At 58.9% G+C, this 12,025-nt stretch carries 10 protein-coding genes; all 10 read right to left on the minus strand.

Annotated features, from left to right (window positions below):
- Window positions 1-990, minus strand: a 990-nt coding sequence (locus GSQ70_RS23130; protein WP_158785444.1) for a serine/threonine-protein kinase, incomplete at its 3' end; no start/stop codon positions are given.
- Window positions 991-1,019: 29 nt separating this feature from the next.
- Window positions 1,020-3,635 (minus strand): type VI secretion system ATPase TssH, encoded by a 2,616-nt coding sequence (gene tssH, locus GSQ70_RS23135; RefSeq protein WP_158784711.1) that lies wholly within the window; start codon window positions 3,633-3,635, stop codon window positions 1,020-1,022.
- 133 nt (window positions 3,636-3,768) lie between these two features.
- Complete coding sequence (gene tssG / locus GSQ70_RS23140) at window positions 3,769-4,815, minus strand: type VI secretion system baseplate subunit TssG (RefSeq protein ID WP_158784712.1); 1,047 nt, start codon at window positions 4,813-4,815, stop codon at window positions 3,769-3,771.
- The gene (gene tssF, locus GSQ70_RS23145; protein WP_158784713.1) at window positions 4,812-6,689 is read right to left on the minus strand and encodes a type VI secretion system baseplate subunit TssF; all 1,878 of its coding nucleotides are present in this window, start codon (window positions 6,687-6,689) and stop codon (window positions 4,812-4,814) included. Before tssF ends, tssG begins: the two co-directional genes overlap by 4 nt.
- Before the next feature lie 2 nt (window positions 6,690-6,691).
- Complete coding sequence (gene tssE / locus GSQ70_RS23150; protein ID WP_158784714.1) at window positions 6,692-7,273, minus strand: type VI secretion system baseplate subunit TssE; 582 nt, start codon at window positions 7,271-7,273, stop codon at window positions 6,692-6,694.
- A complete protein-coding gene (locus GSQ70_RS23155; RefSeq protein ID WP_158784715.1) occupies window positions 7,273-8,091 on the minus strand; it encodes a type VI secretion system accessory protein TagJ in 819 nt (272 codons plus the stop codon). The genes tssE and GSQ70_RS23155 overlap by 1 nt, the downstream gene beginning before the upstream one ends.
- Before the next feature lie 25 nt (window positions 8,092-8,116).
- Entirely contained in the window at window positions 8,117-9,124 is a 1,008-nt protein-coding gene (locus GSQ70_RS23160; protein ID WP_158784716.1) for a hypothetical protein, read from the minus strand.
- A 23-nt stretch (window positions 9,125-9,147) separates the two neighbouring features.
- Complete coding sequence (locus tag GSQ70_RS23165; RefSeq protein ID WP_158785445.1) at window positions 9,148-9,942, minus strand: PP2C family serine/threonine-protein phosphatase; 795 nt, start codon at window positions 9,940-9,942, stop codon at window positions 9,148-9,150.
- On the minus strand, window positions 9,942-11,768 hold the full coding sequence (tagH, locus tag GSQ70_RS23170; RefSeq protein WP_158784717.1) for a type VI secretion system-associated FHA domain protein TagH: 1,827 nt from the start codon (window positions 11,766-11,768) through the stop codon (window positions 9,942-9,944). Before tagH ends, GSQ70_RS23165 begins: the two co-directional genes overlap by 1 nt.
- Before the next feature lie 31 nt (window positions 11,769-11,799).
- Window positions 11,800-12,000 carry a hypothetical protein gene (locus GSQ70_RS23175; protein WP_158784718.1) on the minus strand — a complete coding sequence of 67 codons (201 nt, stop codon included), beginning with the start codon at window positions 11,998-12,000 and terminating at the stop codon, window positions 11,800-11,802.
- Window positions 12,001-12,025 lie beyond the last annotated feature (25 nt).

A 12,025-nucleotide genomic window follows, 5' to 3' on the forward strand; every position in this document is an offset into this window, starting at 1 on the left:
GTTTGACGTCTCCGGCGGGGATGGCGGCTCCACCGGCACCAGCATGGTGCCCGGCCCGCTGACCTTCACTTCATGGATTTCGTTGATATCGGTCGGCGACAGCTCCATCAGGGCAGCCAGTTGATCAATTGTCTGCGGACGATTTTCCGGCTGCAGCTGCAGCGCCTGGTCAATGGCATGCAGTAAAGGCAGCGAATAACCCGCCGGGCGCAGCTGCACCAACGGCTGATAGTTATCCTCAATACTGCGCACCACGCTCACCGGAGGTGGCGACCCGACGATCAGCGTGTGCAGCACCGCGCCCAGCGCATAGATATCGGTCCAGGTGCCCTGCTCGTTTTCAGTGTCATCGCTGTACTGCTCGATTGGCGCAAAACCCGGCTTCAGCATGGTTTCGGTTTCATCGGAGAGGTTACCAATCGCCTTACGTGCGGAGCCAAAGTCCAGCAGGACCGGCACGCCGTTATCCTGGATTTGAATGTTATCCAGTGAGATATCGCGGTGCAGGTAGCCTTCCTGATGGATAGTGTTGATTGCCCCGAACAGCGGCGGCAGCAGGCAGCGGATCCATGCCTCGCTGATCATCTCAGGCCGCCTGATGTGCAGCTGAGACAATGTGGTCCCGGTGTAAAACGCGGTTCCCATATAAGCCGTGTCATTTTGCACCCAGAAACGCAGCACGTGCAGCAGATTAGGATGGTTGAAGCGGGCCAGCAGGCGCGCCTCCTGAATAAAGCTGTTCAGTCCCGCATGGAACGTTTTGCTGAAGCGCTCGCTCTTAAGCACCAGCGTCAGGTCATCGCTGCGCACGGCCAGCGAAGCAGGCATAAATTCTTTGATGGCAATCGTTCGCTCAAGCTGGTGATCCCAGGCACGATAGACAATGCCAAAGCCGCCGCCGCCAATCACTTCCCTGATTTCAAACTCGTTAAAGCGGTAGCCCACCGGTAAAGCGTAGGGGATCGACCGCGGAGTATCGTGTTCTGACATAATGGACAACTCTCTGAGTGTTAAGGGCTTTACGCCTCAAACTGACAGTGGAATTCACCCTGCTGCAGGGTCACGCGCAGGCGACGATACTGTTCATCACGTGCGCTGGCGGTAAGCAGCATCTGGCTCATTTGCGGCAGCAGGGTATTGGTAAGGATGGCGTCGACCATGCGGCCGCCGGATTCAACCTCGGTGCAGCGCTGGACAATCTGTGCAATCACGCTGTCATCCACCTCCGAGACGATGCCGTGATTCTGTTCCAGGCGAACCTGAATGCGTTTCAGCTGCAGGCGCACAATGCTGGCCAGCATCTCGTCGCTCAGCGGGTAGTAAGGCACCACCAGCAGACGCCCCAGCAGGGCTGGCGGAAACACTTCCAGCAGCGGCGCGCGCAGTGCGCCCGCCAGCGCATCCGACTCCGGCATCAGTTCCGGATCGGCACACATGGCGCTGATCAGCTGCGTACCGACGTTAGAGGTGAGGATAATCAGCGTGTTGCGGAAATCGATATGCCGCCCTTCTCCATCTTCCATCCAGCCTTTATCAAACACCTGGAAGAAGATTTCATGCACGTCCGGATGCGCTTTTTCGATCTCATCCAGCAACACCACGCTGTAAGGACGGCGGCGAACAGCTTCGGTCAGCACGCCGCCTTCGCCGTAACCGACATAGCCCGGAGGCGCACCCTTCAGAGTCGAAACGGTATGTGCCTCCTGGAACTCACTCATGTTGATGGTGATGATATTCTGTTCACCGCCGTAGAGCGTTTCGGCCAGCGCCAGCGCGGTTTCAGTTTTCCCCACGCCGGAGGGACCGCACAGCATAAAGACACCAACCGGTTTGTTCGGATCGTCCAGGCGAGCGCGCGAAGTGCGAACTCGTCTGGCAATCAGATCCAGCCCGTGACGCTGGCCGATCACCCGCTCGTTCAGCGTGTCGGCCAGTTTCAGCACTGCGTCGATTTCGTTCTTCACCATGCGACCCAGAGGAATACCAGTCCAGTCAGAGACCACCGCAGCCACCACATTGGCATCCACCGCAGCAAACAGCAGCGGTGCTTCTCCCTGTAATGCTTTCAGCTGCTGCTGGCGTTCAGCCAGCGTTTGATGGAGGGCGGCAGTATCTTTCACTTCGTCGTCATGCAGCTGAGCGCGCAGGGCGATAATACCGTCGACCAGCTCGCGTTCGGCCTGCCAGCGGGCGGTCAGCCGATCGCTCTGCACTGTCAGCGCAGCAAGCTGCTCAGTGAGTTGCTCCACGCGCGAAGGATCGCCAATCGCCACTTTCGCTTCACGTCCGGCGATCTCTTTCTCGACTTCCAGCGCATGGATGCGATGCAGGCAGTCTTCCAGCTGCGGCGGCTGAGCGCTCTGGCTGACAGCCACGCGGGCGCAGGCAGTATCCAGAAGTGCCACGGCTTTATCCGGCAGTTGACGGGCGGGAATGTAGCGATGAGACAGCTTTACGGCAGCAGCCACGGCTTCATCCAGCAGCAGCACGCGATGGTGCTTCTCCAGCGGGCTGACGGTGCTGCGCAGCATCAACAGCGCTTTCTCTTCGTCCGGCTCCTGAACCTGGACAGTCTGGAAGCGGCGAGTCAGAGCAGGATCTTTCTCAATATATTTTTTGTATTCGGCCCAGGTGGTGGCCCCGATAGTGCGCAGCTGACCACGAGCCAGTGCTGGCTTGAGCAAGTTAGCGGCATCGCCTGTTCCCTGCTGGCCACCTGCGCCGACCAGAGTATGAATTTCATCGATAAACAGAATGACAGGCGTCGGGCTGGACTGCACTTCGTTGATCAGGGCCTGAAGACGGGCTTCAAACTCCCCCTTCATGCCCGCGCCTGCCTGCAGCATACCGATATCCAGCAGCCACAGCTGTACCTCCTGCAACGGCTCTGGCACATCCCCTGCCGCCAGACGCAGCGCCAGACCTTCCACCACCGCGGTTTTACCCACGCCCGCTTCACCGGTCAGCAAAGGGTTGTTCTGACGGCGACGCATCAGGATATCGACCATCTGACGGATTTCTTCGTCTCGTCCGGCAACCGGGTCGATTTTTCCTTCACGCGCACGGGCAGTCAGGTCCTGAGCATATTGCGCCAGCGTGCCTTTCTGCTGTGGCACCACGCCGTTCAGGTCGGTCGGGGCTGAGACCACCTGCTGCGCCTCTTTGCTGTTGGCAAACACGCTGTCGAACTGCTCCAGCAGGACATCGGCACTAATGCGGCTGAACTGAGAGGAGATGCCCTTGAGCAGATTCGCGAGGTTAAACGTCTTCAGCATACCGATCAGCAAATGGCCGCCACGGATCTGCTGGACGCCGAATTTTAACGAGCCGTAAACCCAGGCACGTTCCACGGCGCTGTCGATATGTTCTGATAAATCGGATACCGCACTGGCACCGCGCGGCAGGCGATCCAGCGCCGCAACGATATCCCGGGTCAGCGCCTCTTCATCCAGTGAAAAATAGCGGATCAGCTGTTGTAAATCGCCCTCCTGCTGCTGCATAAGCTGATGAAGCCAGTGCACCAGTTCAACGTAGGGGTTACCGCGCAGCTTACAAAACGCGGTGGCACTTTCCAGCGAGGTAAACAACAGCGTATCCAGTTTGCCAAACAATACGGCGCGGCTGATCTCTGACATGATTTTTCTCAGTGGTGATAATTCTGTTGATAAAAGAGGCGCGAACGGGACGGGAGAGTGGCTCCCACTCTCTGCTAAAAATGTCTCTGGTCGGCTGTAGGGGAAATTTATTCGTCCTGCGATGAACGCATCCCTAGTGTGGCTCAGGGCTGAAGGTTAAATCGTTGCGCGGTTGCTGCACGGGGAGCTGGCCAAGCCAGGCGTTCAGACCCAGTCGCGAAGGGCCGCCAAGCCGAACGCCTTTCACCTCTTCCGCAGCCAGCGTCAGGCGCACATCCCAGACGAATTCGATGCCGAGATACTGCCGCACCCAGTCACGCAGCTGCACGGCCCAGGTGCCATCGGGCAAAAAACGGTTGTAGGTTGCCAGTGACAATGGCCCCAGCTCGATACGAAACTTATGCTGCACATCCCTGAGCGCTACGCCGAGGAAAGCGGATTCACCCAGCTTCGGCATACGCCTTCCTGCGCTCAGGCGTGCACGTTCCCGCACGTCAACCGGCTGCCAGTGCGGTACGTTCTCCACCAGCCTGACCGGCACCTTGAAGTAGTGGCTGAGGATCTTCTGCAGCCCTTCTGCATCGCGTCCGTGGCGTGTCAGGTGGCCCGCCACCGCGTAACGCGCATGGTCGCTCAGGCTGCCTTTTTCCAGCTGGCCCGGCTGTCCCATGCCAATCAGGCTGGCGAGGTAGCGTTCGAAGTGGTGGCTGTCTTCACGGTCCAGCGACACGGTGGGTTGCGCATCGGCCCACGCGCGGTAAAACAGCAGCGTCAGGCGATGATGAAACAGATCGGCAAACGCCGACAGGCTGTGATCCTGATGATGATAAATACGCTCGCGGGCGTATTCGGTCATGTGCGTGGGCAGTGGACCATTCGGGCCGAACAGGCCGAAGCTGAGGATCGACACGTCATGCAGCGGGCTGTTTTCCCGCGCACTGGCTTTTGCCAGCGTTGCCGGAGCAAATGCCAGCGACGGTTCCTGACCGATACGCAGCGGTTCATGGCGCGGTAAGGGCGCACGCCCCAGCGGGTAACGCTCACCGCCCTGGGCATCCAGCCGCCGCAGCAGCTGAAACAGATCGTAACGCCACGGTGTCTGCGTCACGCCGCTCCAGAAGGCATCCGGCAGGCGCTGCACCGCGTGAACTGTCAGGTTTTGTGCCGTCTCTCCGGTCATATCAGCGCCCTTTTCCCCATCCGCGGCTCCCAGTAACCGACCTCGCCACGCTGCTGACTGGTCAGCGTCATTTCTGTAAAGGTATTCATCGCCACCAGCCTTGAAAATACCCGCTCTAGCACGCTGCCCAGCAGCCACGGGCTGGCGCCAGAGAAGGCCTGTTCATCAACGTTCAGTTCGATGCCGATGCCGCGGGCAAACACTATCGGCCCCGGCTCCGGCACGCGGCGGTAAACCGGCTTCAGCTGGCAGTTACGGATCCCTTCAATCTGCCTGGCCACCGGCGCTTCTGCCAGGTTGGCATACAGCCCGAGCAACTGGCGCAGCGCCGACGCGCCCTGACCGTCATCGCTGTCCATCAGGCTGAGGTAGTTCATCTGTAAATGGCTGATCAATCGCCAGGTGGTCAGCCCTTCCGCCAGCGCCGGTCGCGGCGGAGTCGGACCTTTTCGCAGGGTAAGCTGGCCGACCGGGATCGAATCCGGCATCAGGAAATTGCCCTGATCCTGCTGCAGCAACATCAGCGGCAAGTCGCGGCTGGTGCACATCACTTCCGCCGTCAGGTGGCGCAGATCGTCGCTCCACGGTGAATGGCGCTCGTCCACCAGCGAGAGGAAAACTTCCGAGCCAACGTAGCCGGTGCGCGTTCCGTAACGCTGCGCATGTTCCGACAGCGTGCGTTGCTCGCGGCGCAGCGAGAAATAGGCGCCATAATCGCCCTCATCCTGGCCAAAAGTGCTCCAGAAAGGGCGAAAAACCTGTTCGCCACGCCGCTTGTCGCCGCTGGCATACAGCTTCTGTACCGAGAAAATTTCATAATCCAGCGGGCGGATGTTATCGACCACCAGATGGTATTCATGCACGCTATCGCGGATTTTTTGCCGTTCTGCGGTTTTTGGAAAGAGGTTTATCACCGGCGTACAATGCAGCGCCAGATGACTTTTATCGATCACCCGCTCAAGGGATGCATCGGCCTTATCAAGCAACAGCACAATTTCAAACTCTTTCACGCCTGGTGCACACTTGCTCAGCAGCCCGCGCAGCTGGCCGATGCTGATAAACTGGAAGCGGGCCGGGAAAGCGAAGTATTCCTGCAGCAGACGATAACCATCAAAATTGCGCAAATCGTCCGGCAACATCGCCTGATCTGCTGAAAACCCCTCCTGCTTCAACGCATCATCACCCATCACCACGCGCTGTGGCCGATCCTCCACGGTCTGGCAAAAATGGCCCACCGTGTGCTGCATAATCAGCTCCAGTAGTTGCTGAGCCTGAATATCCGGGCCGCTGAGGAAGAGCATCAGGTCGTCGAAGGTCAGGTGGTTCAGCGCCACCTCGTTAAAGCACTCAAGTCGGATCCGCAGCGCGCTGACTGCACCACGCTGTCCCAGCCCCATCGTGCTTAGCGGGATATCTGCCGGTACGCCGCCCAGCTCAACACTCTTAATGCGCAGCGGTTGCAATATTACGTCGTGAGCGGTGGTGTAGCTGCAGGTGACGCCGCTTTTCTTCAGCGTCTGGCTGTCCATCATCGTGCCGCGTGGCACCAGGAAACCGCCGCTGATATCGCCTTTCTGGCCGTCAGGATGCAGCTCGGCAATCGCCATTGACGGCGTGGGAGCCAGGTAATTTGGCGCGATCATCTCCAGCATCCGCTGGGAGAAACGCGGGAACTCCGCGTCCATTTTCAGCTGCACGCGGGAGGTCAGGAAGGCAAACCCTTCCATCAGCCGCTCGACATACGGGTCGGCCACTTCAGTGCCGCGCATGCCCAGACGCCCGGCGACTTTCGGGTAGCGCCCGGCAAATTCGGCCCCCATTTCACGCAGGTACGCCAGTTCACGGTTGTAATAATCGAGCAGTTTGCTGTCCATAATTACCCTACATCTTTCAGCTCAAAGTGACCGTTTTCCAGGTCCAGATCGGTGCGAAACAGGAACTCCAGCGGATAGGGCACGCACCACAGCCGCCCTTTGATCTCAATCGACAGGACGTTGTGCAGATTCAGCGAGCTGGTGTCCGATACACAGCGTACCTGCAGCCCGGCAGGCAGGATGCGGGGTTCGAAGTGCAGGATCGAGTTGGTCAGCTTGCGCTGAATGTCCTGCCATTCGATATCCGACATGCGCTGACCGGCCAGCGGCGCAACGCCAAAGTTATAAGCAGAACGCTGCACGTGCGGAAACGGCTGCAAATCCTGCTGCGCTTCGTTGTTGATGCTGTTGAACAACCACTGCAAATCACGCAGAACGTTCTGGCGCAGCGCGCTGTGGGAGATCACCGTGCTGCTGGCGGCTTCCTGCCGTTTATCCGGTGCGTTATCGGTCAGCCGGTCCAGCAGCGATGGCTGCATTTTGTCGCGGGCGTTCAGCGCTTCCTGCTTATTGCGGTGGCGGTAGCCTCCACGCAGCAGTTCGCTGCCCTGCTGCGGCTGATTGAGATCGAAGTCATTACTCATTATGCCGGTTCCGCAAAGGTCAGCGCGTCCAGGCTCAACAACGGGTAGTCGCCGTCGGCACTCAGCCAGGTTTTCTGGCCGTGGCCGGTGAACTGTTCGCCTGCTGAATCCAGCACTGTCCATTCGGTCACGCTGGCCAGCCGCAACGTATCCGGCGCTTCGTGATCGAACGGATAGCGCACGGGCAGCTGGCAAACCTGTTCACTGCCGTCAATCAGTCGCACCAGCGTGTGACGCCAGACCAGGTCGGTGACGCTGGCCGGAGCCTGAAAACGGAACTCGCTGACGGCAGCGAAAGGCAACCAGGTGTACTTGCCGTTAACGATCAGTTCGCACACCGGCCCCAGGCGGCCATCGCCATCCATCAGCCAGTCCACCGCCTGCTGCTCTTCAGCATTTTCCAGCGTTACGCAACCCGGATTGAGGTCTGCCGCAGCAAACGCTTCTGCACGCAGGGCTTCAGCCTTGCCGCTATCGCCTTCAGCCTCTGCCTGTAAGGCGCTGAGCAGGTTTTCCGCCCAGCTGAACGCTTCGCCCGGCATGACTGGCTGGGCCTGTCCGGCAAAGACGGCAGCACGCTGCATCTCGCCCTGTATCGCCTGTTCCAGCAGGGTGACGGTAGGTTTCGCCTGCGGCTTCAGTGCCAGCCATGACTTCAGCTGGGTGTTCGCCCGCGCCCAGTTGCCTGCCAGGCACAACAGCTGCACAAAGGTCGCACGCAGATCGGCATCGGCCGGGCGGCTTTTGATTTCGCTTTCCACGCGGGTCAACGTTTCCGCCAGTGAAGTACCGGACATCAGTTGATGAAGAGAATACATAGGCTTTCCTTTGACGGACGAAGAGCTAGTTGAGGGTGCGGAACGAACCGGCTGCCGGATCTTTCAACTGTGGGTGCAGCGCTTCGACCAGCCTGATCGACAGGCTGCCTTTGTTGAGCAGGTACGGCGACCAGACTTTACGCACTTCTTCCAGGCGGGCTTTCAGCGCACTTTCGTCACCGGCTTCACTTTGGCTGATTTGTACCACCACGATTCCGCTGGTCTGCCAGCCGTTCTGCAGCGGTACGTAAGGCACAACCATCCAGCTCTGCGGCGATTTTTCATCGGCCAGCACCATGCGCTCGTTATTCACGGTGGTGATCTGCAGGTCATGGCTGATGGCTTTGCTGTTCAGGCCGGAAACAGGAAAGCCCTGCAGGAAGGTCATGCGCACATTTTTAGTCGCCCCTTTGCCCATCTGGGTGATCTGGCTTTCGCCGCTCAGCCAGCCATCGCTGCCGCAGGTGACGCCACCTTTCGACGGCACAAACAGGGCACTGGTCTGGCTGTTGTTGCGCCAGTAAGTGCGGAAATGGCAGCCGTCCATCAGGCTGAACTGGGTCCACGGCGTGGTATCCGCTGGCGGGGAGAGATCTTCAGCTTTCACCACTGCTGGCGTAACGGCCGGTGCTTCAGCAGGCGCTGTCGCCGCAGGCTGGGCTGTGGTTGCAGGCTCCGCTAGCGGTTCCACCTGTAAGGCCCACTTCTGCGCTTTGCTGGCGTTGCCGTGCGCGAGAACTTTGCCGTCCCTGTCGTTCATCTGCCAGTGGATAACGTTCAGCGTTTTACACTGCCTTTCCAGCAGACTGCCCACACGTGGCAGGAAATTTTCCAGCACGCCGGGGCTTTTATTGCCGTTCGCCACGATGCGCAGCGGCAACGCCGGCCCACACCAGCTGGCGGGGGTGTTGTCTTTAATGTTATCGATCCAGATATCCAGCTTCAGCGAAGGGGATGAAACCACGCGATAGTCCTGCGCCCAGGCGCCGGACGCGACAAGCAGTGAGAGCGCACCTGATAGCCAATATTTCATAGGAGTCCTTGAAGGCCTTAAATTCAATCACGAAGAGGGAAAAACTGGGCCGCTTCCGACAGCGAGTGCAGCAGCGTGGTGTCCTGCGGATCGCCGACCCAGACAGCGACCGCGCTGTAGTTGTCCTGGCTGGCCGCCGACTGCTGGTCATTTTTGCGGATCACCTGCTGCATCAGCGTCAGCCATTCATCCGGGGTGTTGACCATATGCAACGACTGCTGCATATGCTGCGGCGACAGGTTGTGCCAGAAGCCATCAGTACAGAGCAGGAAAGCATCGCCATCTTCAATCGGCACCACGTCGCTGTAGCTGGCATCGCGCTCTTCATCGCCCATGCCGAGGGCAAAATAGAGCAGGTTGCTGTTGATGCCTTCCGTCTGGTGTCCGGCGTCTTTCATCTGCTGCACCAGACTGTGATCCGTGGTGACGTGATAGAGATAGCCGCGGCGGAACAGATACAGGCGGCTGTCGCCCGCATGCGCCCAGTAAGCCAGCTCATAGTCCCTGTCGATAAACAGGCTGACCATGGTGGTGCCCATGCGCCTGAAGTCGCTGACTGCTTTTTGCTGCATGCGGATGGCGCTGTTGGCATCGTTGATGTACTGACGAATGCGTTGAGCGTCCAGGTGCCGATCGCCATTAAAGCGAGCCAGAATGGTGTTGCGCGCCAGTTCTGCCGCGACCTCCCCTCCGGGTAATCCTGCCACCCCGTCACAGACCACGAAGCAGGCCGATCGCTCGCCGATGCTTTCCCCGGTCTGATCCTGATTGCTTTCGCGCGCTCCCTGATTCGACATAGAGGCAATGGTGATATTCATCATTCTTCCGATCTGATTTGAGAGTCTTTGTACTGGTTCACTTCCATGTCATAGGCATGCAAAAAGGCTTCGCCGAACAGGGTATGGAAGTCATCTTCGATTTCACCGGCCGTTTCGCCATAGCGTTTGGTGAAATGTTCCCACAGCGCGGCTTTGCGGCTGGCGGGCAGTGAAAGACGGGAGGTAGCGCCTTCCTGCCGGGCTTCCTCCTCCAGCTGCTGCGGGTTAAAGGATTGCAGCATGGAGGCGATAATGGCGCGGATCCCGGCGATCATCCCCAGCTGATGCGCCTGAAGATCCACCAGCGCATCCCGCACCGACTGCTTCGGCGGCATAAACCCTGGCATACGGCTGCCAAACATCTGCATGAGCACGGATTTACCGGAGGGAAGCAGCTTGAACGGGTTGTTGGCCTCATCAAGGATGACCGTCATTTCCGCCTTTACGCCACGCTTGAGGATCGAGCGGGAAGAGAGCAGCGCCACGGTCCCCTGCGAGAACATACTGAGCATCTGCCCCAGTTCCTGCATTGCGTCACGGTCGAACCGGGGCGTGGGCTGCAGATCGTTCAGCCCCATACCGTCGATCAGCCCACCCAGCAGTTCGCCTTCCAGCATCTCACCGCCGGACGCTGAAGCACTGCCCTGCTGCGCGACGGGATTGGAGACCGGATCGATACGCAGGCGGCCTTTCGGTGGCGGCGTGGTACTGCGGGCTACGGCCTGCGGAGTGGGCAGCGTAATACCGCCGTAATCCTGCTGCGGCGCGGGCGCTTCCACAGGCTGCTCGTCAAATAAAGACGACTGTGCGTAAGGCCCGGTCGGCTCATCAAACAGTGGCGACGTTGCCAGAGAATCGGTGTTTTCAGCCTTATCATCGCCCAGGAGGTCGAAATCGCTGTCCAGCGCTTTTGGTGCAGGCGGAACAAAACCCTGCGGCTGCGAGGCCGGTTTTACCGGCTGAGGTTGAGCGGCTTCTGGCTCGTCCAGTGGGGCCAGCGGCACAGCATTGCCCATCATCAGTCCCAGCGGATCGTCGCTGTTTACCTGAGCAGGCGCGCTGCCTCCGCCGAACAGGGCCAGCGGATCCAGTTCATCTTTCTGGCTCGCCTGCGGTCTGGCTGCGGGTTGCTGCATCAGCGTGCTTGGGGTGCTGTCATCAAAGATGCTGTCGCGATCGAACAGCTCATCTTTGTTAAACAACGCATCCGGAGTCCGATCGCGACGATCGAAGTTCAGCGAGTCAGGATTGCCAGCAAACTGCGCCAGCGGATCGACAGGATTACGCTCCTGAACCGGGGCCTCCGTCAGCGGATTGCCAGTGCTCTGGGCCGGTTTACCACGACTGGAGAGGCTGTCAGTGATTGAGAACTCCTGCGCCAGGCTGTCCCAGATTTCACTGGGGATCGCCGCAGGAATATTGTCATTGGGTGCAGCTGCATGAGCCGGAGCGGCCTTTGGTGCGGCTGGCCGGACTGCCTGCGCCGGACGGGCAACAGGCTGAGCCGCAGAGGAGAATTCGCTCACCTGCAGACGATAGTCATCAATGCTGAGGATATCACCCTCCTGCAGGTCAACCTGACGTCCCCGCTCCAGCGGAATATCGTTCAGGTGCACCAGCGTGACATTGCCACGGTTGGTAATGCGACACTCGCCATCCGCAGTAATGTGCACAATCGCCTGCAGACGGGAAATAGTACGATCATCGTCTGGCAGCACCAGATTATTATCGGCACCACGGCCAATGGTACCGCCAGGCGGCAGAAAGTCGCAGCTGCTTTGCGGCGGCTGCTGACCAGGTTTGGTCGCTATTATTGTAAATCGCATAACGTTTTCCTGAGCGTGTTTATTAGGCACTTCACGGTGCGTCGGGAAGCAGACTAAACGTTCCTTCTTCCGGAGAGTCTTTATCACGGAGCATCTGGTGTGTTCTGTTGTCGACAATTACGTTGGCTGGCGCTGGCTTCTCATCGGGTTTGGTGTTTTGCGGGGAAAGCAATGCTGCCGGACTGGCATTAATGGCGAACACCATAAGGAACATGAATATAATATTTTTCATTTTATGATTAACTGGTTTAACTTAA

The organism is Pantoea sp. BAV 3049 (assembly GCF_009765445.1).
Lineage (GTDB): Bacteria > Pseudomonadota > Gammaproteobacteria > Enterobacterales > Enterobacteriaceae > Erwinia.

What these genes read in the sequence shown, in the direction of transcription:
- tssG (WP_158784712.1), bottom strand. Translation starts at nt 4,815, where the DNA reads ATGACCGGAGAGACGGCACAAAACCTGACAGTTCACGCGGTGCAGCGC.
- tssH (WP_158784711.1), bottom strand. Translation starts at nt 3,635, where the DNA reads ATGTCAGAGATCAGCCGCGCCGTATTGTTTGGCAAACTGGATACGCTG.
- GSQ70_RS23165 (WP_158785445.1), bottom strand. Translation starts at nt 9,942, where the DNA reads ATGAATATCACCATTGCCTCTATGTCGAATCAGGGAGCGCGCGAAAGC.
- tagH (WP_158784717.1), bottom strand. Translation starts at nt 11,768, where the DNA reads ATGCGATTTACAATAATAGCGACCAAACCTGGTCAGCAGCCGCCGCAA.
- GSQ70_RS23160 (WP_158784716.1), bottom strand. Translation starts at nt 9,124, where the DNA reads ATGAAATATTGGCTATCAGGTGCGCTCTCACTGCTTGTCGCGTCCGGC.
- tssE (WP_158784714.1), bottom strand. Translation starts at nt 7,273, where the DNA reads ATGAGTAATGACTTCGATCTCAATCAGCCGCAGCAGGGCAGCGAACTG.
- GSQ70_RS23155 (WP_158784715.1), bottom strand. Translation starts at nt 8,091, where the DNA reads ATGTATTCTCTTCATCAACTGATGTCCGGTACTTCACTGGCGGAAACG.
- tssF (WP_158784713.1), bottom strand. Translation starts at nt 6,689, where the DNA reads ATGGACAGCAAACTGCTCGATTATTACAACCGTGAACTGGCGTACCTG.
- GSQ70_RS23175 (WP_158784718.1), bottom strand. Translation starts at nt 12,000, where the DNA reads ATGAAAAATATTATATTCATGTTCCTTATGGTGTTCGCCATTAATGCC.